Raw genomic sequence first — 23,143 nt, forward strand, 5'->3', positions numbered from 1 at the left:
GGTTTAATTAGTCGCAGAGTCGGTAACTGTGATTTATTCGCGCGCGCGCGTTTCAGGTAATCTGGCGCCAGTAAATTCCTGCGCGTATCTGCTGATGCAATTTTGGTCTTGGGTAGAAAATGTAAGGTCAATAAGACGTAAATTTTTCAAAAATATTTTACTTCGAGTTTCATTTAAATGACATTTCTAGCTTAGTGTTCAGGGGCGAATTGCTTGTCTTTTTTAGAGGGAATTCAGCGGAATTCAAAAAAATTGAGATTATTGTGATAATCTTTACATTATGCAATGTTTCGATGCGCGGTATTGACGTTTGGCGACGAGTGCTGAACATTAATTCCACAACATCTGTTGGCTGGATAAGGCCTTGGCTGATTACTAATTTAGAAAAATGAAAATGATGAACAATACTCCCGATAAAAGAACTGACTCGTCGAATGACACAAGTGACGAGTTTGGATTTGAACCTCGTGGTGTTCGTTTTACGGAGGCAACATTCACCTTTTCAAAAAATCATTGGATAGTGATTTCTATTATTTTGCCTGTATTGTTTCTGACTTGGAGTGCCTGGTACGCAACGGTTCAATATAATAATTTACAACGCCAGGATGAATATGTTGATGCCATGTGGTCTAAGGTATTAAGCCAGTATGCTCGCCGTGCCGACCTTATTCCTAATCTGGTAACGGTAGTGAAGTCTTATGCTGCGAATGAGTCTGAGCTATATGGTGAAATCACTAATGCAAGAGCCCAGCTAAATGCGATTTCAAAAGCGACTAATCAAAGCCGTGATCCATTGGTTCTTGATCAGTTCACGCAAGCGCAAAATCAACTTTCAGCGCAGCTATCTCGCTTACTTTTAGTTGCTCAAAAATACCCTGAGCTTAAGTCGAGTGCATTGTTTCAGGATCTGATGGTCGAACTTGCGGGAACCGAAAATAGAATCAATTATTCACGCTCCAGTTATATCGAGGCCATCGCAGAATACAATATGGTGATCAGAACGTTTCCTACCAATGTTATGGCAAAGCAAACTGGTCTTACATCTAGGCCAAAATTCAATGTAGAAAACGAGGCGATGATCGGGCTTGTTCCTAAAGTGGATCTGAGATGAATGTGAGCGTTGTCTTTCGCTTCTTTACTCATATTTTTTTTTCGATAACGCTGCTTCCAGTAGTTGGTTTGGGTGCCGAGAACCCAGTGAGCAATGCGTTTCCAATTCCTGATCGCTATGATTTTGTCAATGATTATGGCGACGTTCTGAGATTGTCGAAAGTAGAACCTCTGAGACAAAAATTGCAGGCCTTAGAGCGACACAATGGAACTCAAATTATCTTTTTATCTGTTCCATCTGTGGGCGCAGAGAGCGTTGAAGCTTATGCTCATAGAGTCTTCATGAAATGGAATATTGGGAATAATCATCAGGGTAATGGGGTGCTGTTTTTGGTCAGTGAAAAAGGTTCTTTTATTGAGACCGGCGAGGGAATTAGTGGAGCTTTACCTGATGTGAAGTTGGCTAGAATTTTCCGGGAAATCATTACGCCGATTAATGAGCGTAATGGGGAGTCTGACGCGGTTATCGCTGGCATGGAAAAAATGATCGAAATCGCAGAAGGGGAAGATACTTGTGCAACTTTTTATGATTATACGCAGCCCTATACACCAACAAAGCCTGAAAATATATTGATCGCTATATTGGTTGTATTGGGTGTGATGTACGCTATAGTTATATTTTATTCTCGCGCCAAGAAAGACAAGGAAATGAGGTGAAACATATATTGATTTTCTTGACTATTGGGGTGAGTATCTTAATTCTAGCGACCAGAAAAAGTGCGCTTGATATTGTTCTGCTCTCCACTGTCAATTACTCCTCTGAGCAAGTGGGTAACCGCTTTCTTGAAGTAGAAGAGAGTCGCTTGCCCATCTCGCCAAAGGACTTGGTGCAACCTGGAGTCATTACTATCATCTATTTTCATGATATCAAATGCCCGGGTTGTCTGAAAATGGATCGGGACATGGAAGACTTCGTGAAGATACGTCCCGATGTCGCAATACGAAAAATTGCCATGAGCGTGGATGGTGATGCTTACAATAAGGCGATCAGAGACTATCGCTGGAAAATCTATTCTGCGCCGTGCATTTTAATCTTCGGGAAGAATGGCAAGCTTATTGCTGCAGATGAGAAGCTCAATTTCGCAGGTAGTGAGCTACTTAGGGAATGGATGGAAAAAGAATTTGAGCGCAATTTAGGAAAGTAGTTTTAGTTTAACTCTAGTTGATTTTTAGTGTGGCATTTCTAACGGATCGGCATCTTGGTAATAAAACACCGCATCCTATTTTTTCTAACCGATTCACGCTGACATTCGGTATGTATTCAAATTCAAATAAACGTACCGTAACGTTTTTGATCCATTCAGTTGAATTGCGATCTTTTCCTAAAACGACATAACGATGCGCTGGTCTGGAATGGTACAAGATTGCTTTCAAACTAATTTGGAATTTTTCAAGCCAGTTGTCGCTTAAGTATAATTTCTTAAGCTGCTATTTAGAGCTGATATACCTCCCCGTGTACTTACTCTGCGTTGCTTTGCTCTACGCCGCTCCAGAGCTCATGGCAGCGGATGAACTCATCAGCCGCATTGTATGAGTCAATGGTTTTTGCGTGCCTATCGATCATATGCCAGAGGAAAGCAGCGATGGCTTGGCGTTGCCTTGGATCGCAATAGAGGTAGAAATCGTTGTATTGGTAACCCGAGTACAGATGATTCAAAAGTTGGAAGGGATACCAATCATATTTTTCATCTTGACCGGTTAGGGCGATACGAGCTAGGGCGGGAAAGAGATAGGCCTTTGCTACTGGCTTGCAAAACGTAACTGGATCCCAGCCTGGCGTACCAACGTGGTCGCGCCCAAGGGCCTCACGTTCGCACGAAAGAAGTGTTTGGTCGTGTTCAAGGCACTCTGAGCAATGTTCGAAGTTTGTGAAATGCTCCGGCCTCGGAACGTTACCGAATGCGGATTCAATTTCAGCCAGAACGGTTACTTCGTTACTCATGACGCCGAACGTCGGAGTTGACCGGCCCGCACAGGCAAGGCGCCGCGAGACGTACGGTGTTGCGTCCCGCTTGCGACGCCTTGCCTGTGCGTTTACGCATCGAACGACCTGTTAAACCAGGGTCGCTCGACATTTGCGTAGCTACCCACGCCACCACCTCCGTTCGGCAGCGAACTCCTCCCTTACATCGGGGTCTCGCGGACCCTTTCGGCGGATATCCCAAGCCTCTTCGACGGTGAGCTTCCTCACACCGCAATGGCAGAGACTGCAGGAGCGTGGGTATGTTCCGTCAATCAAGGAAACGCCTGAAATCTCGTCCTGCTCGTAATCCACGGCAACACACAGCACTGGGTGGTACGAGCAGTCCTCGTAAATATCACCGACAGAGAGCCCCAGATGCTCGCGCGCGCGCCGCATTCTCCCTTCGAACTCGGCCTGGAAAGGAAACTCGTCTTCTTCCATCGGTTTAACGCAAAAGTGATGTGCGCCGCGAGTCGCAGCTTACACGAAGAGCAAACAATACAACGGCGTCACTATCGACTGCTATGTTATGCATTACGAACACGATAGCGTTTAAATACACGAAAGCCAATCATAACAAGACCTACAGTAGAAGCGAGAAAACCAATTATTTGAATCAAACCGGCCAATAAACTGTCACCTTCGCGAGCTAGAGACGGGGGGCGTATAGATAGCTTGGGCGAAGCTTGAACTTCTCCTCAAATTTAGTTCCCCAAAAGTGACGTAAAATAAACGCAACTTTGGGGAACTAAATTTCAGGGGAAGCTCAGGAAAATAAAAACGAACATTGGGATAGTGCAGACTGATAGAAGAACATATGCAATGACAGCAATCCATACGCCTTGTTTGAAACCTAAAGCCCCGTTGTTGGCTGCCTGCGCTTTACTACCGAGATACCATCCGCCAAATCCAAGTTGCATTGCTAATCCTATCAATATCGTTACTGGTACAGGAATTAGGTGCTCTGTGAGTATGGTTAAAGCTGCATAGGACATCGATACGACAGTAATGCCAGTGGTATATATAAAGGCATGCTTCCAACTTAAAATGGTTCTCTTGTATAAAAATGCCGCCAACTTGACGAATGAAGTGTGGACGGCAAACATGCAGAGAATAGACAAGAAGATTAAGATCGACATGACAAATGGATATAGTTTTGATTGATTTGATATTTTATCAATCTTTATAGTGCGTTACGATTCTTTTTCATTGTTCTTCGATCCCATCTCCAGTTGCGTCGTCAACCCTTGTGTGCTCAGGCTATGGGTCACTTTCACAATCAACCACGCCGCAGCTACTGCGCCAGAGCCTTGACCGCTCATGCCGCCCATGTAGGTTGGGGCTTTTTGTACCAGCAAATTCCGGGTACATGTGGTCGGTGGCGCATCGGGTGTGACGGCGGCAAAGCGAACAGTGACAGCCGCAGGCGCCTCAATTACTGCCGAACCGCCATCGGGTAAAGTCACATTGAAGGCATGCGATTGATGGTTGTAATCAATTTTTGCACCATCGGGATAAACAATGCACGTATTGTGCGGGTCATCATCCGGCGCCTGCTGGTGGCTGCTGTTGATACCTGCCAACACCACACCAGCCGCCAAGTCACCCGAACGAGAAAACACCAGGCATTGCTCGTCTATCGCAGGTGGTGATCAGGCCTTGGTCGCTGAAGCATGAGTAGTGATAACAGACAGCCAGTTAGTAGTGATCTCACCCACCGTCACGCGCACACGCGGAATGCGGCTGTACTTCACTTCGGCAATCGTGCCTAAGCGAATCAGATTTTGTAAGCAGCGGGAGAGGTCAGCAAAATTAAATTCCATGCTGACGATGATGACCGGAGATGCTTATTCGGTCATGTGGTGGCGGGCTGATAAGGGGATTACCGACCAATCAATAATTTCGACTTAATTTCCCTTAGCGAATTTATTTAGAAGTTGGGTCTTATTTCGCTCGATTTTTCTGATCAATACTCATAAATTGTCCATAATGGTAAAAATCAATCCCGCTCTTTTTTAATAAACAGCTTGTAAAACATCATTACCCAGGTCGCGATAAAAAACACGATCAAAGCGATCGCGCCGTACTGTAGCAAGATAAATGGGAAAGCGTTTTCTCGATCTGTGTGTTTATTTTCATTTGCCTCTTTTGATGGCCAAACACTGTCAGGCGCTGCTTTTTGAGCCTGAGCCAAACTAACTGCATATTGATAGCGGGCTACGTCGGCAATCAACGTCTTTTGGTTGTTGGCTAACTTCTGACCACTCTCAGTTTGATAAAAAGCAATCCATTTATCCGCGTCATTGTCGTTTAAGAACTGGCGATAATGTTTTTCGTAAATTGCTGCAATATCCTCGTGCTTAAGGATTTTGCAATAGCTAGCGGTGCTCCGTTCGAACTGTGCCTTGATCTCTGGCCACTCTTTTGATTCGGGCGTAAAGCCATAGTAGTTGCCTGTTTTTTTGACTGAGGCATCTGGCGATAGATACGAAGATTGATAGCTCTCGGTGCAAACTTGCTCTGAGATAGTTTCCACTTCATCCAACCTTGCCAGGCTCAATATCTGACGAACTTTTTCTAGGCTCGCCTGTTCGTCGGCGTGGGCGACTGTGCATAGGGACAATAAAAGTGTGGTACCAATTTTGATCGTTTTTCGCAAAATAAACCTTCCTGACGCTGGAATTGATGGTGTCTAAAAAATGCCGTCAGAATAACAATAAAAAGTCCGCATTGCATCTCATTTTTAATTGTTGGTGCAATACTTTCCGTAGGTGCTCAACACGCTTAGTCAGTGCAACATCCTCGGCAACAAGGGGGGTATCTCGCTAGTTGAATTGAATTTTTCCATCAATTTTACTTGTTGACCTTACTAATCGAGTCCCATGTTTTTAACTACAGGTTTTCACCAACGCTGTCTAAGAGCAAGAGCAGCATCGATAATGCGTTGTCGGTGATAGCTGACAATTTGAATTGTATAATCCCGTACGCTATCGGCGATCCCGGCGACTCTGCCATAAAACCTTAGCTCGATCTGATTCTTGCCCAACTTAACATTGTGATGTGTGTTGATATGCCGCATGTTTTGGGTAGTAGGGGACGTTAGATTCTACGGCCTCCTGTATTACTTTACATTCAAAATATCTTTGTGCAACGAAACAATTTGCTCAACGTGCGGTAAACACTTAGCCGAGAAAAATTCTCGTGATTGGTTTAGGCGAAATGGATCAAGTAGTTTGTGGCAAGCGTGTTCTAATTCAGCGTAATTTTTTGTTTCATGTTGGGTTATCACCCTGAAACGATATGGGACGCCAGTTGTGTAAAGCTGAGCGATGCGGTTGTTGACATTGCCGCTGGTGATGCCAATTTTTATGATTTCATCGCCATCTTTGGTAAATAAATTGGTACCAAGAACGTATAAGGTTCCGAGATCAGCTTCAAGGCGTTCTAGATTTTCGGTATCTATTTCTTCTTCGTGCAAGCCACTCGCGGTGTCGGATTCTGGACTAAGACTTAAGCGAATTGGCTTTTGAGATTTATCTGCGGTGATATTTCCGGCTGATCGTGAGATCAGATAAATTTGTGCAAGCAACGCATGATCTATATCTTTGTAATGTTTTTTCTCGACGTTTCTTTTATGAGAGTCTGTGCCGTAGTATTCGGGATAGCTTTGTTTAATTGTTTCCCGGATTTCTTGTGGAGTCATTCCCTCTGGATGCTCAAGAAGGATTTCACGAATCAGGTTGGTAAAGTTTGACATAAAAATATATAGGTAGTGTTCAATTGAAATTTTACCAATGAATGCTGAAATTCTTATGATTATTTTGATAATTTATCTATTAAATTTCAACATAGATGCTTTTATCAATTCCCAATCTCGTTCACTGAATCCGATCAAATCTCTTTTGGGATATGTAATCGCTGGTCCAGTGTTGCTGACCCTATCCCTTAACCCAAGCTGATGCACCCGCGCAATCCGCGCAACTCTGCCGTAAAACCCCACCTCGATCTGATTTGCGTCTGCCGAAGTTTTCATATGCGCATTCGTGCGCAGCTTGGCGAACATGGTCGCTTTCTGTTTTTTTATCCGACCTTGTTTATTCTTGAATTCTTTGTGCTGTTTGCGTGGCGTGTAGCGTCCACAGGAAATATTTGTAAACACGAGTATTGATTATGAATATTATTCTTTATCAAAAAATCTGCAGCAAAATAGAATTGCTAGTAGGCTTAGCTAATCTAACTCGCTTACTAGAAATGGATCGTGATCTATGGAACAAGATTTTGATGTGGACTTTTTCGTCATTGGTGGTGGTTCTGGAGGGGTGAGGGCTGCCAGGATTGCAAGTCAATTGGGTGCGAGAGTTGCCATCGCAGAAGAGTTTCAATATGGCGGTACTTGTGTAGTCAGGGGCTGTGTTCCAAAAAAACTCATGGTCTACGCCTCGCATTTTTCGGAATTTTTTGAGGATGCTAAAGGTTTTGGGTGGTCTGTGGGCGATCGCTCATTTTCTTGGAAAACCTTCATTGAAGGGAAGAATGAAGAGATTGCCCGGTTAAGTTCTGTGTATGAAAAAAACCTGCTAAATGCGAATGTGAGAGTGCTTCGCGGTCACGTCACTTTCATTGACGCACATACGATTGAAATCAACGATGGGCAACATGCCCGCATCACGGCAAAATATATATTAGTTGCCACAGGCGGTCGTCCTGCTTTGCCGTCTATTGATGGTGTTGAATATGCGATCTCCTCCAATGAAGTGTTCCATTTAAAAGAGCAACCAAAGCACATCGTGATCGTTGGTGCAGGATACATTGCACTTGAGTTTGCTGGAATATTTCATGGGCTAGGCACCAAAGTCACTGTTGTACATCGTGGCCAAGATTTGCTGGGGGCGGGTTTTGATTCTAGTCTCCGGGCGCACATCAAAGAAGAGCTCATCAAAAAGAATATTCAGTTTGAATTTTCTTGTGAAGTAGAACGTATAGAAAAAAATTCATCCGGCACCCTAAACGTTTACTTTAAAGATCAACAGCAAGCTCTGTTTGGTGTTGATCAGGTGATGTTTGCAACAGGAAGATCTCCCAACGCAGATCATTTAAATTTGAGTTCTGCTGGTGTTCGTTTTGCTAAAAATGGATCCATTGAGGTGGATGAATATGGCAAAACTTCTGTTGATTCCATTTACGCAGTGGGTGATGTTTCTAGCCGCGTGGCGCTGACACCAGTTGCCATAAGAGAGGGTAATGCTGTTGCACAAACGCTATTTGGTGGTACACCTACATCGGTTGATTTATCGCTTGTGCCGAGCGCCGTATTTACACAGCCAGCAATCGGAACTGTCGGTTTGAACGAAGCACAAGCCCTGAGTAAATATAAAAATATCGATATTTACGAAAGCCATTTCAAGCCTTTAAAGCATGTCTTATCGGGGCGAACAGAAAGGGTGCTGGTGAAGCTCATTGTTGAAGTAGAGACGCAAAAGGTGCTCGGGGTGCATATGATAGGAGATGATGCGCCGGAAATTATTCAGATGGTCGCCATTGCTTTGCGGATGGGGGCGACGAAACAAGACTTTGATGCAACGATTGCTTTGCATCCGACCGTTGCTGAGGAGTTTGTGACGATGAAATCCGCAGTCAGAAAGACCTTATGAAGCCGGCTCTATGCGAAAGAAAGTTATCGGTGATAAATTACGTTTTTACCTCGCAGTTTCTGTCGGTAGATTTAAGATAGAGTTTTAATTTTATTGAAGGATAAAAACGATGAATATTTCTGAAGAAGTGCGTCCGCCATTTCCTCCATTTAACCGCGAGACTGCTATCCAGAAAGTCAGAATGGCGGAAGATGGATGGAATAGTCGTGATCCTGTCCGCGTTTCATTGGCATATACAAGCGACAGCAAATGGCGCAATCGTTCTGAGTTTCCGCAAGGTCGTGAAGAAATTGTCCAGTTTTTAACGCGCAAATGGGAGCGCGAAAAAGAATATCGACTCATCAAGGAATTATGGGCTTTCGATGGCGATCGTATTGCTGTCAGGTTTGCTTACGAATGGCATGACGCCGAGGGTCAATGGTTTCGCTCGTACGGTAACGAAAATTGGGAATTCGATTCTCATGCCTTAATGAAGCTGCGCTATGCAAGCATCAATGATCTGGCGATTTCAGAAAGCGACAGGAAATTTCATTGGCCACAAGGGCGTAGACCGGATGATTATCCGGGGTTAAGCGAACTTGGCTTGTGATGTAACCTGTGTGGCACGATATGGGCTGAAGAGTGTGTTGATCTGAACTGTTAGTCAAGCTGAGGAGTGCTTTGGTGGATCAACATGTGAAAGAAGTTGTTAGCGCTGATGTGCTCCCGGTTCAATATAGGCCGCTGGCGACCGGTCTCGCCGCGATTGCTGCTGTGGTTGTGTGGTTATTCAGCGGTCAGCAAGAGCGGTTGGCCGTGCTGTTGGTGGTGGGGGTCTTGTTTGGTTTGAGCTTGTATCACGCGACGTTTGGATTTGCTGGCGCTTATCGGCGTCTGTTGGTTGCCCGTGATAGCGCTGGTGCGCAAGCGCAGGTGGTTATGCTGGCGGTTGCGATGCTATTGTTTGCGCCGGTATTGGCCACTGGCTCCGTGTTTGGTGATCTTGCGAGTGGGGCTGTCGCGCCTTTAGGAGCACAGGTAGTGATTGGTGCATTGATGTTTGGTGTTGGCATGCAACTCGGCAATGGATGTGGATCTGGCACCTTGTTCGCTCTGGGTGGCGGTAGCACCCGTATGTTATTCACTCTCTCTACCTTTATTGGCGGTTCCTTTCTTGCCAGTCTGCACATGGCATGGTGGCAAAGTTTGCCTTCTGCGCCGCCAATTGTGCTCGGTGAGCTATTGGGTTGGCCCACTGCCGTTGCGCTGCAGGGCGGGTTTCTTGCAGCGCTATGGTTTGTTCTGCGCCGTTGGAATCGCGTGCAGGTAGTCACTTCAGGAGCAATAACCTGGCGTCGCTGTTTGTCCGGACCCTGGCCTTTACTGATGGGGGCTCTGGCCTTGGCATTGTTGAATTTTGCGACGTTGTTAATCGCTGGCGGACCATGGGGCATCACCTGGGGATTTACTTTGCTGGGGGCTAAAATAGCATTGTTGTTTGGATGGGATCCTGCGCTGAGTAGCTTCTGGAATAGTGGATTTCAGCAGGATGCGCTGGAATCAAGCATCTTTGAAGATGTTACCGCCGTGATGGACATGGGTTTAGTGCTGGGCTCTCTATGTGCTGCGGCATTGGCTGGCAAGTTTTCTCCCACCCGCGTCATTTCTCGACGTTCTCTGATGGCAGCCTTGATCGGTGGTTTGTGTATGGGATATGGCTCCCGCATCGCTTTTGGTTGCAATGTCGGGGCTTTTTTCTCTGGCGTCGCATCTACCAGTTTACACGGCTGGCTTTGGATCGCGTGCGCACTTCCACGTAGCTGGATCGGTATTCAATTGCGTCCCTTTTTTGGCTTACCTAAGCTTTAATCATGGGTGATCGGGAGATAACTTAAGCTGCAATCACCTTGCTTTGAGCAATATAAGCTGCACAAGTTTCGGCACAGGCTGCGCATGGTAACCTTGTTGGGCTATTCTCCCATCCAAAATACTATTTTCGCCATGTATTTAAGAAGTTGCTTTACGGTAAAAAATAAACTGTAAAAAGTAAATTCTAAAGAGTTAAAACGACTAAATTATTATCCACAGTTTCTGTGTATAACTTTGCTGAAAATGGCGCCCAGCCTCGCTCTCCTCGTAGATGCTAAAAATTAGGCAATCATCAGATTCCCAGAGAAAGTGCGCTAATAATATGCTTTTTGATATTTCGCATTTGCAATTTGAAAGTCCTTCAGATCGTTGCTAATATTGACAATGTCTGGCGTGACGACGAGAGATAAATTGTCGATTGCTTACTGTTAAGTCGCTTATTCGATCTGAGGGGCGAGCTGCCGTTGAATTCGCATGATTTGCGGGAGAGGCGTGGCACGTATGTTATGCTAGAGGACTTTGTGAAATTTTACTTTTATATTCATGCAAACTACAAGTAAGTCTATTCCTGTTTCAGCTGCACAGGCGCTGTTAAAAACCTTGAAAGAGGCGTTTCCGGTCTTTTTGAATAGCGAACCGCTGTCAATCGGTATTGATAAACAGATTATCGCTAAGCTGCCAGACGTGGATCGCAAAGTGTTGCGTATGACGCTTGCCTATCACACGAAGTCAACGCGCTATTTGCAAAAACTCGCAAAAGCGGAAACTCGTTTTGATCTCGAGGGCAATCCAACTGATGCACTGAATGATACGCATAGAGCCTATGCGGTGACGATGCTCAAAGAAAGAGCACAAAAAAATGCTGCGCGTATCAAAGAGCAGGCCGCTTTTGAACGTCAGAAAAAAGCCGAAGCAGAAGAAGCGGAAAACGCCAAAAAACGTGCTGAGAAATTGAATCGACTGGCAATGAAATTTGCCAAATAAACTTGTCGTTTACTGATAAGCGTCGCAAAATCTTCAAATAGAAATGCGGCGCAAATTCACTAACGTTGCTACGAGCTATGCACTTCATATCACAAACAAAATGCCTGTGATAATTGGGCGATAATAGGCCATGCGGTTCGCAACAATGTTTTGTATCGTTGAGAATAAGCGGTTTAGTTTTACAGGTAGTTAGTTTTGCAGGTAGTTAGTTTTATTAATGGACTAACGCCGTTTTTTTATTGCTGCATTCAGTTTCTGAATAGTCTCATCCCCCACCATTTTGCTGCAATACAGATAACGTGGCTTGCCTTCTGGCGAATCGTGAAGCTGTCTGAAAGTAAGGCCATTTGCTTGCGTACCGAATTGTTTGATTTGATACGCTGCTTCTTCAGGCGTAAACAGAGCCGCGTCCACTATTGCCATTGCAACTAATTTCACTCTTCCATGACTATCATCTGATGGACGAAGGACTCGCGCTTTTGACTGCAGCAGGAGCTTATCTACCGTTTCGCCATACGAATAACCGTGACGCAACGCGATGGTGAGTGAGGGGGCGTCTAATAGGCTTTCCATGGTGTTGATAGCGTGCATCTTTGGATTATCACTACGAATAATGATCCCTTGCGACATGCCATGCGCAATAGCTAGGGTGTATTTGCCTGATTTGGCGCGGTTGGTCGTCCAATAGTAGCCGATTGCACATGCCGCCTCTGTATTGTTCGTGATCGTTAATTCCTGGCGGGCCACGGGGGCTTCTGATAACGTGAACGCTAGCCCGGCAGCTTTGAACGTCTCCGTGGCAGGCAAGCCCAATGTTCCTTTAAGTTGGTTATTCTCCAAAAACATGAATGGCACCCTGTTTTCGTAGTACAGCTTTATCGGCTCGGCATAAAGGTTTGTTGATATCGTCAACGTGACAATGAGTGGCACGAGCAAATGTCGTCTCTGTTGTGGACGCTGGACAAAAGAAAATCGATGAAGGATTTTCTTGAGAATATTTTTTAGAGTAAGTGTCACCGGCATTATCAACTTTCATGCAGCCTGAAAACCGAGTGAGTTGATTACAGTTCAAGCTGTCGAGATGCACTTTGTTTGCGGTGCTAACGCAGTTTTCATGGTTTTATAGGTTACTTTCTGGATTTGTTGCTTTGGCTTGAAAGTACCGTTTGCCCAAAAGCATTATATCTGGTGGAATCACCTAGTTAATTGGAAATTGGTCGGCACGTATCAGAATTCACATTTCTTGTAAAATTTATTGTGTAAATTATATTTTTACGTGCATTAAGATAACTACTTTCGATTAAATCATCAGTTTTTCATAAAAAACGATGGTGTTTTTCTCCAGTATTTCTATAAAAAAAGCCCGCAGCTTTTAAGGCTGAGGGCTCTGGTTTTATGGCGCATTGATACGCCAGTTCGCTTAACTTCTTATTGCATATGCCAGCCGTGGCTTACAGTCACGGATTGACCTGTCAACGCATTGGTGCCAAAAGCAGCGAGGAACAATGCGGTCTGAGCAACCTCCTGAACAGTCGTAAATTCACCATCGACTGTTTCTTTCAACATCACGTTTTTGATGACTTCGGCTTCTGTGATGCCTAGCTCTTTAGCTTGTTCTGGGATTTGCTTATCGACCAATGGTGTGCGAACAAAGCCAGGGCAGATGACGTTGGAGCGAATATTGTGTTTCGCACCTTCTTTCGCAACGACTTTTGCCAGTCCGATCAAACCATGTTTGGCAGCTACGTAAGGAGCCTTCAATGGGGACGCTTCATGGGAGTGAACCGAGCCCATGTAAATCACGCTGCCGCCTTTGCCGCTGGCGATCATCGCGCGCATGCATGCGCGTGTAGTCAGGAAAGCGCCGTCGAGGTGGATCGCCGTCATTTTTTTCCAGTTATCGAGGCTCAGATCAACGATGGGGCTGATGATTTGAATGCCAGCATTGCTGATTAAAATATCGACTGTGCCGTAGGCGGCGACTGCATCGGCAACACCTTTATCAACTTGTGCTTCATCCGTCACGTTCATGGCAACAGCCATCGCTATGCCACCGGATTGTTCGATTTCTTTAGCAGTTGCTTGTGCTGCTTCTAATGCCATATCAGCGATGACAATCTTTGCGCCTTGTTTTGCGTATTCAATCGCAATTTCTTTACCGATACCGCTGGCAGCGCCAGTAATCAGAGCAACTTTATCTTTGAGTAACATAGGTTTCCTTTACTTGGTTGGGGCGAGATAATCGTGAACGACTTTGCCGTAAGGCAGAGTCAGATCCGACAAAATATGCACAGCAGAGAGTACTTCCAATACCGGTAAGTTGGCGACAGGTGCGAGCGCATTGGCAAACAATTCCAATGCTCCCGGTCCACCCCAGGCGCCCTTCACAACGATATCGGTAAAGTTGACTTGCACCAGTTCGCAAATGCGAGGTGTGCCGTCCACATGGGGGACCACTTTTAACAGAAAATTCGGTACTTCCAATGAGGCTTTGATTGCAGCGTGATCGAGTTGTGTGTGCTTGAAGCCCATGGTGCCAGTGGCAACGCGGGCATCACTGTAATCCAGTGTGCCGATCAACGTGTCTTTGTGTACCCGTAATTCAGGATCGCCTAATTTTTTGGGGAAGCCCCAGATTTCACGGCCACCAGCAATTGGTGGATGGTCGTTCAGGTACATGCTATGGACATAAGAGCCATGTACGCCATCAAGCGTGACTGGAATAACTTGTCCAGATTCGCAATAGTGACCAAAGCCAGTTGAGTCCGGCATGTTGATGAACTCATACTTCACGATGGGTTCAGCCAATTTTAATGGTGCTGGAATAATTTTTTCCAGCAGCGCAGGATCAGTGCGATAACTAATGATCAGGAATTCACGGTCGGTGAAGCGGTATGGTCCTGGAGGAAACGCAGGATTAGTGTATGGCATTGCAAATGCATTACGGCGAATTTCTTCTTCGGTCATGGTCGTCCTATTCCTGTGGAAGTTCGTGGATGATAAGCCCTGCGTGGGGTGGCAATGGTTGTAGCCATGCTTTGTGTCTGAGCGCCCGTTTGCAATCGTGGATTCCCGATTCCCAGCGCGTTTGTATGGTGCTGGAGCTGAAATCCACATCTTTGAAATAATGGTCGTCAGGCAAAGCTTTCATGATCAGATTGACCACGTTGATGGTGTGATCGCATCCGAGTGAAATCAGTGGTTTGAGTTTTTTGTTATTACGTTCAGCTTCAGGCAGATGTTCAGATAAAGTCCTGATCGCCTTTTGCAAATCATGAATTTTTTGATGTGCCAGCAATTGTTCTTTGGAGCGACTCGCGTACTGAATATTTTTGTAGCGTGCCATTGCTTCTGAAATTGAAGACGGACGGGTTTCTGTGGGGTCCCATAAATCAATCATGAAGCAGAGAGCGTCGTTTTTATCGCCTTCTTCCAAAAAAATTTCTAATGGGGAATTTGAATACACGCCACCATCCCAATAGGCTCGCCCATCAATTTCAACTGGTGGAAAGCCGGGCGGCAATGCGCCGCTTGCCATAATGTGTTCGGGACGGATGACTTGTTTTTTGCTGTCAAATACCGCGCTTTGTCCGTTGTCCAGATCGACGGCGCAGACAGAAAGGCGCACCTTGCCTTGATTTAAATAATCAAAATCAACGTATTTTTCTAAGGTGCTTTTAAGTGGGGAGGTATCGTAGAACGCCACCTGATTCAAAGGAACTTTGGCGTTGATGTCCCATGCTGCACCTGGCCGTGGTTTAAAAAAACCATCAACCCCGTTCATCATTGTGCCTACGGTATTGAGGGTGCTGCTAACGCCTGCCCAAGGGGCCATAGAAGGCCAGAAGCTGGAGCGGTGCACTGCGTTTGGAGCCAAGCTATCCCAAAAGGCGCGTAGTTGTTCAACGCGTTTTTCCGGTGGATTGCCGGCGATAAGTGCGCCGTTAATTGCACCAATTGAGGTTCCTATGACCCAATCAAGCGGGGTGTGATGTTCATGCAATTCCTGATAGACACCTGCTTGGTAAGCGCCTAGTGCGCCTCCGCCTTGCAAGATGAGAACTGTGCTTTGATGCGTCATGCTGTCCTTTCGGGATGAAGACTGAATATCTTTGGATCTTTGAATCTGAACAATCATTCGATTGTAAATATTAACCGAATCTTGCATTAATTGTATGACCGCTTTGTTACTTAGGGGAACTAATTTAATGCAAAAATGTAAAATAAATTTTGATATTAAAGCAACTGTTTCAAGGTGGGGTCTTTTGTTGATTTTGCAAGCTTCGGTGTTTGATACATTACGTTGAATATTGTTCCTTGTGATTATTTATACGCATGTATAAAATAAATTCATGAAATCAAACTCGAAATCATCAAAGAATCTCAGTACCCGCGAATCACTATTGCAAAGTGGTTTGGTTCTGGTGGAATTAACAGGCTTGCGTGGGCTCACTGTGCGTGAGTTAGCGGCGCATGCGAACGTCAATTTAGGTAGTTTCGTGTATCACTTCCGTAATCGCGATAATTTTTTGGCTGAATTGGTAGAGATCTGGTATCAGCCCATGTACCAACAACTGCGAATGACGAGTGAAGCTGCTGGTAATGCGTCAGCATTATCTCGTTTAAAAAGCACCGTGGAAAATCTGATCGATCTGGTGAGTGCCAAAGCGCCATTCATCAGCCACTTATTTGCCGATGCCTTTGCCGGGGAAGTTGCTGCGCAAAAATTTTTACTGAATCTACCAAATCGCCACCCACAAATTATTTATCGCCTGATGAGTGAGGCGCAGCAAGAAAAATCGGTGGCTTCTGGCTCAACCTTGCATTTGGTAATTTTTGTGATGACAGCTGTGGGTATGCCTTTGTTATTGGCTGGTGAAATGATGCAGGGTTGTGATTGGTTGCCTGACGATGCGCAAAAAATTCGTGATCTGATGCGTGACCCTGATTCGGCTAAACAGCGATTGCTTTGGGCATTAGCCGGCATCGCTTTTCAGAAATAGTTTTGTGAATAAAAGAATGTCGTGCGTTCGAGAATATTGAATTGATTAAGGATAGCTATGAACAAGAAACTGATTGTATTGGCGGTGGTGCTGGGTTTATTGGCGGTTGCGTATGTTGGATTTTTTTCGAAAAACAAAACAGATGCTAATGCGACCATCTACGGCAACGTCGATATTCGTGAGGCGACCCTGGCGTTTCGTAGCGGCGGACGGGTTTCTGAGGTCAGGGTGGACGAAGGCGCAATTGTAAAAAAAGGCGACGTACTTGCCGTACTGGATATAGAGCCATTAAACAATAGCTTACACGGTGCGACGGCGAATCTGGCGGCATTGAGCGCTCGCAATAGCATGATGCATTCAGGTTATCGTCAGGAAGATGTCGAGCAGGCGAAAGCAAAGGTAGCTGCCGCAGAAGCAGCTCTTACCAACGCTGAAAAGCAATTTTCCCGACAAGGTGCATTGGTGGCAGAGCAAGCATCGACGCAGCATTTTTTGGATGACGCTAAGTCAGCGCGCGATCAGGCGGTCGCGCAATTAAAAGTTGCACAGCAACAGGCGTTGGAATTGCAACGTGGTTACAGAAAAGAAGAGATTGCAGAGTCCGATGCGCAATTAGCTCAGGCGCGAGCCAACCTGGCGACGGCAGAATTGGCGGTGCGCGATGCCAATCTGCTGGCCGCTAGTGATGGCATTGTCCTGACGCGAGCGATTGAGGTTGGCACGATGGTGCAGGCAGGAACACCTGCGTTTAATTTGTCGCTGACGAAACCGGTCTGGGTGCGTGCCTATGTGCCTGAGCCGCAATTGGGGTACTATCCAGCTGGCGCACACGTGCTGCTGAGCACGGATACTCGCCCGGGAAAGCCTTATCACGGTGTCGTTGGTTTTGTCTCTCCAACTGCAGAATTTACTCCAAAATCAGTTGAAACGACGGATTTACGTACTTCGCTCGTTTATCGCATCCGGGTTGTCGTTGAAGATGCGGATGTTCAGTTACGGCAAGGTATGCCAGTTACCATCGGGCTGGCTCAATGACATCGGTGACACCATCTTCTTCGTTGTCAGGTGGTGATGACGCGATTGTCATTACCGATCTGGTGAAGCGGTTTGAAGGCCAGCATGTTGACGCAGTCGCGAGTATTCATACTTCAATTTCGCGCGGAACGATCACTGGTCTGGTTGGTCCTGATGGTGCTGGTAAAACGACTTTTTTGCGTTTGCTTGCCGGTTTGCTACAACCTACTTCGGGTACTGTCAGCATCAATGGCATCAATCCGTTTACACAAAGTGATGAGCTGCATGAGCACGTCGGATATATGCCACAAAAATTTGGTCTGTACGAAGATTTGAGTGTCATCGAAAACCTGACTTTGTATGCAGATTTGCGTAATGTGACTGGTGCGGAGCGTGAGCAGAGTTTTGCAAAATTATTGGCATTCACGGATCTGACTCGTTTCACTGATCGCTATGCTGGAAAATTGTCTGGCGGCATGAAGCAAAAGCTTGGTCTGGCATGCGCGCTCTTGGGTACGCCGCAAGTATTGCTGCTCGACGAGCCTGGTGTTGGTGTTGATCCGATCTCGCGGCGTGAACTGTGGAAGATGGTGCGCGAGTTGGCAAAAGGCGGGATCACCGTCCTCTGGAGTACCGCGTATCTGGATGAAGCCGAGTTATGCGATGACGTGCGCTTAATGAACAATGGCACTATTTTAGCCAGCGGCGCGCCGCAAACATTAATGGATCAGATGCGTGGCCGCTGTTTACATGTGAGTGGCATTACTGGTCACCGACGTGATGTCTTGCGTAGAGCCTTACGTTTACCTGAAGTGATGGACGGTGTGATTCAAGGGCGAAACGTGCGTTTGGTTCTGCGTGATGTAAGTAAGCGCCCTGATATGCAGTTGCTTGATGCTGGCCTGGATGCCGCGCTATCAGAAGTGGCACCACGATTAGAAGATGCGTTTATCAGTGCCTTAGGTGGTGGCCCGGGTGGAGAATCGGTGTTAGCGTCGTTGATGCCTGATTTGAATAAGCTTAATTCGTCTCATGATCAAAACCCGATACCTGTGATTGAATCCCGCGATCTGACTAAGCGCTTTGGCGATTTTGTGGCGACCGATCACGTCAGTTTTAAAGTGGCACGTGGTGAAATTTTTGGCCTACTCGGGCCCAACGGTGCTGGTAAATCGACGACTTTTAAAATGGAATGTGGCTTGTTGAAGCCGACATCTGGTCAGGCTTTGGTGATGGGCAATAATCTAAAAGATAGCCCATCCAAAGCGCGTCAGTTACTTGGTTATATGGCGCAAAAATTTTCTTTGTATGCGCAATTGTCGGTGCAACAAAATCTGGAATTTTTTTCTGGTATTTATGGCTTACGCGGAAATTCACAGCAGAAAAAAATAGCGCAGATGCTTGATGCGTTTGCTTTGCAACCCTATCTGAATACACCAACCGAAAAACTACCCCTTGGTTTCAAACAAAGGCTGGCGCTCGCCTGTGCGGTGATGCATGAACCTCAGGTGCTGTTTCTCGATGAGCCTACTTCTGGTGTTGATCCGGTGACACGGCGCGAATTCTGGACACATATTAATGGTTTGGCAGATAAAGGTGTGACCATTATGGTGACGACACATTTTATGGATGAAGCCGAATATTGTGATCGCATCGCTTTGATTTACCGTGGCAAACTGCTGGCGCTGGGTACGCCAGATGATTTAAAACGCAAGGTCGCGACGGAGCAACGACCCAATCCGACGATGGAAGACGCGTTTATCGAATTAGTGCTGGAGGCCGATCAATGAGCCATTCGAAAATGCCCACTTTATCTATCCGGCGTTTGTTTGCCTTATGTCGCAAAGAAACCTATCAGATCGTGCGTGACCCGAGCAGTATTTTGATTGCATTTGTCATGCCGTTAATTTTGCTGTTTGTATTTGGTTACGGGATTAACCTTGATGCCAACTATTTGCGCATTGGTTTGCTGGTAGAAGATACCGGATCAGCTGCTTTGCAGTTTGAGCAAACGCTGCGTGCCGGTAACGCGTTTAATGTCCGTAGCGGAAATAGCCGTCAGGCATTGATGGCAGCATTGGTGCGTGGCGAAATTCGCGGCATGGTGATTATTAAAAGCGATTTTTCCGCCAAGGTGCAACAAGGGCAAGGCGCGGCCGCAATTCAAGTGTTGGCGGATGGCTCCGAACCAAATACGGCGCAATTTGTTTCTGCGTATGTGAATGGTGCATGGGCACGCTGGCAAACGGCGATGGGACAAAATCGCTCTATCCAATCGGGGCCGACGATTAATGTAGAAACGCGAACCTGGTTTAATCCATCGAACGTAAGTAGAAACTTTTTAGTGCCCGGTTCGATAGCGGTCGTCATGACAATTATTGGTGCTTTACTGACCTCATTGGTGGTGGCGCGCGAATGGGAGCGTGGCACGATGGAAGCCTTGCTTGCCACACCAGTGACCAAACTTGAACTGCTGTTGTCAAAAATTCTGCCCTATTACGTGTTGGGGATGGCAGCAATGACTTTGTGTTTGATGGTAGCGGTGCTGGTAATGGCTGTGCCGTTTCGTGGTTCACTGCTGGCGTTATTAGGGATTTCTAGTTTATTTCTGGCATGTGCATTAGGGCAGGGACTATATCTTTCGACGGTATTACGTGTGCAGTTTAATGCAGCACAGGCGGCTTTAACCGTCGCATTCTTACCGGCCATGATGTTGTCCGGATTTGTGTTTGAGATATCCAGCATGCCTCACTATTTGCAGTGGCTGACGCGGATTATTCCAGCACGCTATTTTGCGAATTCTTTACAGACTTTATTTCAGACCGATTTAGTGACATCTGCCTTGTATCTGAACGCCCTTTATCTGAGCGCGCTCGGCGTGCTGTGGTTGGGTTTGACTGCCTTGAAAACTAAACGAACATTGGATTAATTCATGATCTACCGACTTATCAGGTTAATTCGCAAAGAATTGCAGGCGATATTGGGTAGCAAGCAAGGGCGCATGATGTTGATGGTGCCAGTGATTTTGCAGACGGCGATTTTTCCGTTTGCTGCTACCTTGGAAGTAAAAAATGCCAGCCTGGCGATTTACAATCAGGACGATGGCGTGGCAGGGCGTGAACTGATAGAGCGCTTATCGCACGCGGCTGCATTTACTCACATCATCATGGTGCATAGTCAGGACGAATTGAATCATACGATAGATACGCAAAGCGCTTTGCTTGCAGTGGTTGTGCCAATGAATTTGTCGCGTGATCTGACTACCAATCGACCCGCTAAAGTGCAGATGATTGTTGATGGTCGTCGTTCGAATAGCGGTCAGATTGCTAGCGCTTATGCGTTGCAAGTCATCAATGATTATGGTGTTGAAGTCGGTGTAAAACCAGCCGCCAACATACAGATCAGAAATTTATATAACCCGAATCTTGAATACAAGTGGCATGTCTTGCCCAGTCTGGTGGCGATTATTACCACCATTGGGTGTTTGATTGTTACTGCTTTATCGGTCGCGCGAGAACGCGAAGAAGGTACCTTTGATCAACTGCTCGTCTCTCCACTGACGCCTGCTTACATTATGGCAGGTAAAGCGATTCCCGGCGTAATGGTAGCGTGCGTCCAAGGCAGTTTTATTGCTTCGGTCGCTCATTGGATTTACGGTGTTCCCTTCACTGGGTCCTTGTGTTTGCTGTTGGCCGGGATGGTTGGCTATGGTCTTGCTCTGGCTGGTGTCGGCTTATTTATTTCATCCATTTCATCGACCCAACAGCAAGCGTTTTTAGGTGTGTTTTGTTTTATGACGCCGGCCGTGATGTTGTCGGGTTATGTTGCACCGATTGAAAATATGCCTGTGGTCTTGCAATGGATAGCGCATATGAATCCATTGACCTACTTTATTTTGATTTTGAAGGGGGTTTTTCTAAAAGGTTTAGGTTTTGCTGGTGCGTGGGCTTATATCTGGCCTTTGTTGGTGATTGCATTGACCAGCCTGACTTCTGCATTGTATTTATTCCGTCGGCATATTGCTTGATGAGATGCATTGACCTCGCCTGCCGAATTTGTTTATAGATGAGAAAATCATGAAAAAAAATGTGACCGCCCTCAGTATCATTGGTGTTTCTTGGTTGATGGCAGCTTGTAACGCCGTAGGGCCAAATTATTCTTCGCCAGAAAATCATTTACCCTCGAGCTTCAGTATGACCAGTAATGGAACGCAAGAACTGAGCACTTGGTGGAAAAGTTTTGGCGACGCTGATTTGAATGCATTAGTTGAGCATGCGTTGGCAAACAATCCTGACATCGCAGCCGCGGAGGCGAGATTGCGTCAGGCTCGTGCTTTGCAAGGCATACAGGATGCTGCTACCGGTCCGACTTTGGAAGCTGCTGGACGTGTTTCAAAAGATAAACTCAGTCAGAATAGCGAACAGTTTGCCAATGTGCCATTAAAGCATCCCTTGCTAGAATTTACTAATCGTCAGATTGGCTTTGATGCGTCTTGGGAAATTGATTTATGGGGACATCAGCAAAGAATATCGGAAAGTGGACTAGCCAAAGTGCAGGCTACAGCAGAACGTCTGCAAGATGTGCGTATCGTCTTAATGGCTGAGGTGGGGCGCAATTACATTGAGTTGCGGGCAGCGCAGCAGCGGTTTCATATTGCGACCTCGAATTTGCATAATTATGAAGAGTCATTGCGTTTGACGCAATTTGCTCAGAGGCATGGCGAAGCGAGTCAGTTAGACGTACTAAAGTCGCAAGCCTTGCGCGATAACTATCTGGCGACCCTGCCAACTTTGCAGCAAATGATGCGACAAAATATTGTTGCGCTCAGTAACTTAACGACATGGCCAGTGGAAGACCTGGAGCAACGATTAGGTACCCCAAAAGCATTAATGTCTGTACCGCAAACGCCGGCGATTGGTATTCCTGCGGATTTGTTACTGCGTCGCCCGGATGTACGTGCCATAGAGCGCGATTTAGCTGCTGCTAGTGCTGACGTCGGCGTCGCCGTTAGCGACTTATATCCGCGGTTCTCGCTGGTCGGTAATGCAGGTTGGGCATCAATACAGTCATCAAGCTTGTTGGACGCCGCCAGCCGCACCTGGAGTATTGGGCCGCAATTTTCACTACCGATTTTTAATGGAAGGCGTTTACAAAATCAGGTCAAAGCGAATCAGGCTGCTTTTGATGTGGCGTCGGATAATTATAAAAAGTCAATTTTAAATGCTATTGGGGACGTAGAGATTGCCTTGTCGCGGGTGAGTCGTAATGAGGAAAGTCGGCGTCAGTTATTAACCGCACTTGATCAGCAACAGCAGACGCTGGTGAAAACGCAGCGGCAATTAGCGCTTGGAGAAGTCAGTCAATTCAATGTGCTGGAAACGCAGAAGATAATTGCAGTTGAACAAGATCAAATTGTACAGACACAAATGCAAAGCCTGAGTGGATTGATTGCACTTTATAAAGCCGTTGGTGGTGGTTGGAATCAGTGAATTTTGTTGTTCGTTTTTTTGCGGTGTGCTAAAGCAACGCTTTTTGGCAGAAAATGAAGTAAAGCTGTGACCTTAAAGCTA

24 protein-coding genes are annotated in these 23,143 nt (G+C 46.1%); 13 read left to right on the forward strand and 11 right to left on the reverse strand.

Features of this window, described 5'->3' with window-relative positions; genetic code table 11:
- Nucleotides 1-397: 397 nt before the first annotated feature.
- Genes ACO0KY_RS05460 through ACO0KY_RS05470 form a run of 3 tightly spaced genes read left to right on the forward strand, consistent with a single transcriptional unit; the run spans nucleotide 398 to nucleotide 2,255 of the window.
- Complete coding sequence (locus ACO0KY_RS05460; RefSeq protein ID WP_423044765.1) at nucleotides 398-1,111, forward strand: LemA family protein; 714 nt, start codon at nucleotides 398-400, stop codon at nucleotides 1,109-1,111.
- Nucleotides 1,108-1,767 carry a TPM domain-containing protein gene (locus tag ACO0KY_RS05465; protein WP_423044766.1) on the forward strand — a complete coding sequence of 220 codons (660 nt, stop codon included), beginning with the start codon at nucleotides 1,108-1,110 and terminating at the stop codon, nucleotides 1,765-1,767. The genes ACO0KY_RS05460 and ACO0KY_RS05465 overlap by 4 nt, the downstream gene beginning before the upstream one ends.
- Entirely contained in the window at nucleotides 1,764-2,255 is a 492-nt protein-coding gene (locus tag ACO0KY_RS05470) for a TlpA family protein disulfide reductase (RefSeq protein WP_423044767.1), read from the forward strand. The genes ACO0KY_RS05465 and ACO0KY_RS05470 overlap by 4 nt, the downstream gene beginning before the upstream one ends.
- A gap of 314 nt (nucleotides 2,256-2,569) precedes the next feature.
- Here ACO0KY_RS05470 and ACO0KY_RS05475 read toward each other — a convergent pair whose 3' ends face one another.
- The 7 genes from ACO0KY_RS05475 to ACO0KY_RS05505 all read right to left on the reverse strand — a co-directional run bounded on the left by ACO0KY_RS05475 (nucleotide 2,570) and on the right by ACO0KY_RS05505 (nucleotide 7,232).
- Nucleotides 2,570-3,052, reverse strand: coding sequence for a hypothetical protein (locus ACO0KY_RS05475; protein ID WP_423044768.1), 483 nt, complete (start codon nucleotides 3,050-3,052; stop codon nucleotides 2,570-2,572).
- Between the two features lie 776 nt (nucleotides 3,053-3,828).
- Nucleotides 3,829-4,212 (reverse strand): hypothetical protein, encoded by a 384-nt coding sequence (locus ACO0KY_RS05480; protein ID WP_423044769.1) that lies wholly within the window; start codon nucleotides 4,210-4,212, stop codon nucleotides 3,829-3,831.
- A gap of 54 nt (nucleotides 4,213-4,266) precedes the next feature.
- Nucleotides 4,267-4,713: a phage baseplate assembly protein V gene (locus tag ACO0KY_RS05485; protein WP_423044876.1), complete on the reverse strand. Its 447-nt coding sequence runs from the start codon at nucleotides 4,711-4,713 to the stop codon at nucleotides 4,267-4,269.
- Between the two features lie 12 nt (nucleotides 4,714-4,725).
- Nucleotides 4,726-4,896 carry a hypothetical protein gene (locus ACO0KY_RS05490; protein ID WP_423044770.1) on the reverse strand — a complete coding sequence of 57 codons (171 nt, stop codon included), beginning with the start codon at nucleotides 4,894-4,896 and terminating at the stop codon, nucleotides 4,726-4,728.
- A 176-nt stretch (nucleotides 4,897-5,072) separates the two neighbouring features.
- Entirely contained in the window at nucleotides 5,073-5,732 is a 660-nt protein-coding gene (locus ACO0KY_RS05495; protein WP_423044771.1) for a DUF2059 domain-containing protein, read from the reverse strand.
- A 462-nt stretch (nucleotides 5,733-6,194) separates the two neighbouring features.
- Nucleotides 6,195-6,830 (reverse strand): GIY-YIG nuclease family protein, encoded by a 636-nt coding sequence (locus ACO0KY_RS05500; protein ID WP_423044772.1) that lies wholly within the window; start codon nucleotides 6,828-6,830, stop codon nucleotides 6,195-6,197.
- A 72-nt stretch (nucleotides 6,831-6,902) separates the two neighbouring features.
- On the reverse strand, nucleotides 6,903-7,232 hold the full coding sequence (locus ACO0KY_RS05505) for a phage virion morphogenesis protein (RefSeq protein WP_423044773.1): 330 nt from the start codon (nucleotides 7,230-7,232) through the stop codon (nucleotides 6,903-6,905).
- A 106-nt stretch (nucleotides 7,233-7,338) separates the two neighbouring features.
- Between ACO0KY_RS05505 and gor the strand changes: the two genes are divergently transcribed.
- The 4 genes from gor (at nucleotide 7,339) to ACO0KY_RS05525 (ending at nucleotide 11,556) form a co-directional block, all read left to right on the forward strand.
- The gene (gor, locus tag ACO0KY_RS05510) at nucleotides 7,339-8,724 is read left to right on the forward strand and encodes a glutathione-disulfide reductase (protein ID WP_423044774.1); all 1,386 of its coding nucleotides are present in this window, start codon (nucleotides 7,339-7,341) and stop codon (nucleotides 8,722-8,724) included.
- A 109-nt stretch (nucleotides 8,725-8,833) separates the two neighbouring features.
- Entirely contained in the window at nucleotides 8,834-9,313 is a 480-nt protein-coding gene (locus ACO0KY_RS05515; RefSeq protein WP_423044775.1) for a DUF1348 family protein, read from the forward strand.
- A gap of 74 nt (nucleotides 9,314-9,387) precedes the next feature.
- Nucleotides 9,388-10,572, forward strand: a complete 1,185-nt coding sequence (locus ACO0KY_RS05520; RefSeq protein WP_423044776.1) for a YeeE/YedE family protein — start codon at nucleotides 9,388-9,390, stop codon at nucleotides 10,570-10,572.
- Between the two features lie 543 nt (nucleotides 10,573-11,115).
- Nucleotides 11,116-11,556 (forward strand): ProQ/FINO family protein, encoded by a 441-nt coding sequence (locus tag ACO0KY_RS05525; protein WP_423044777.1) that lies wholly within the window; start codon nucleotides 11,116-11,118, stop codon nucleotides 11,554-11,556.
- 222 nt (nucleotides 11,557-11,778) lie between these two features.
- Here ACO0KY_RS05525 and ACO0KY_RS05530 read toward each other — a convergent pair whose 3' ends face one another.
- From ACO0KY_RS05530 to ACO0KY_RS05545, 4 genes are all read right to left on the reverse strand, one after another.
- On the reverse strand, nucleotides 11,779-12,579 hold the full coding sequence (locus ACO0KY_RS05530; protein WP_423044778.1) for a hypothetical protein: 801 nt from the start codon (nucleotides 12,577-12,579) through the stop codon (nucleotides 11,779-11,781).
- A 405-nt stretch (nucleotides 12,580-12,984) separates the two neighbouring features.
- Nucleotides 12,985-13,767 carry a 3-hydroxybutyrate dehydrogenase gene (locus ACO0KY_RS05535; RefSeq protein ID WP_423044779.1) on the reverse strand — a complete coding sequence of 261 codons (783 nt, stop codon included), beginning with the start codon at nucleotides 13,765-13,767 and terminating at the stop codon, nucleotides 12,985-12,987.
- Nucleotides 13,768-13,776: 9 nt separating this feature from the next.
- Nucleotides 13,777-14,523, reverse strand: coding sequence for an acetoacetate decarboxylase (locus ACO0KY_RS05540; protein ID WP_422994285.1), 747 nt, complete (start codon nucleotides 14,521-14,523; stop codon nucleotides 13,777-13,779).
- Nucleotides 14,524-14,530: 7 nt separating this feature from the next.
- On the reverse strand, nucleotides 14,531-15,637 hold the full coding sequence (locus ACO0KY_RS05545; protein WP_423044780.1) for a patatin-like phospholipase family protein: 1,107 nt from the start codon (nucleotides 15,635-15,637) through the stop codon (nucleotides 14,531-14,533).
- Nucleotides 15,638-15,908: 271 nt separating this feature from the next.
- Between ACO0KY_RS05545 and ACO0KY_RS05550 the strand changes: the two genes are divergently transcribed.
- From ACO0KY_RS05550 to ACO0KY_RS05575, 6 genes are read left to right on the forward strand one after another with little or no spacing between them, the layout of a single operon-like run.
- On the forward strand, nucleotides 15,909-16,559 hold the full coding sequence (locus ACO0KY_RS05550; RefSeq protein ID WP_186910468.1) for a TetR/AcrR family transcriptional regulator: 651 nt from the start codon (nucleotides 15,909-15,911) through the stop codon (nucleotides 16,557-16,559).
- A 57-nt stretch (nucleotides 16,560-16,616) separates the two neighbouring features.
- Nucleotides 16,617-17,594 carry a secretion protein HlyD gene (gene hlyD / locus ACO0KY_RS05555; RefSeq protein WP_423044781.1) on the forward strand — a complete coding sequence of 326 codons (978 nt, stop codon included), beginning with the start codon at nucleotides 16,617-16,619 and terminating at the stop codon, nucleotides 17,592-17,594.
- A complete protein-coding gene (locus ACO0KY_RS05560) occupies nucleotides 17,591-19,363 on the forward strand; it encodes an ATP-binding cassette domain-containing protein (RefSeq protein ID WP_186910470.1) in 1,773 nt (590 codons plus the stop codon). Before hlyD ends, ACO0KY_RS05560 begins: the two co-directional genes overlap by 4 nt.
- Nucleotides 19,360-20,502 carry an ABC transporter permease gene (locus ACO0KY_RS05565; protein WP_246447047.1) on the forward strand — a complete coding sequence of 381 codons (1,143 nt, stop codon included), beginning with the start codon at nucleotides 19,360-19,362 and terminating at the stop codon, nucleotides 20,500-20,502. Before ACO0KY_RS05560 ends, ACO0KY_RS05565 begins: the two co-directional genes overlap by 4 nt.
- A gap of 3 nt (nucleotides 20,503-20,505) precedes the next feature.
- A complete protein-coding gene (locus tag ACO0KY_RS05570; RefSeq protein WP_186910471.1) occupies nucleotides 20,506-21,600 on the forward strand; it encodes an ABC transporter permease in 1,095 nt (364 codons plus the stop codon).
- 49 nt (nucleotides 21,601-21,649) lie between these two features.
- Complete coding sequence (locus ACO0KY_RS05575; protein ID WP_423044782.1) at nucleotides 21,650-23,062, forward strand: efflux transporter outer membrane subunit; 1,413 nt, start codon at nucleotides 21,650-21,652, stop codon at nucleotides 23,060-23,062.
- The last annotated feature ends 81 nt before the right edge of the window (nucleotides 23,063-23,143 follow it).

Origin of the sequence: Undibacterium sp. Dicai25W (assembly GCF_049340505.1) — a bacterium.
Classification (GTDB): Bacteria; Pseudomonadota; Gammaproteobacteria; order Burkholderiales; family Burkholderiaceae_D; genus Undibacterium; species Undibacterium jejuense.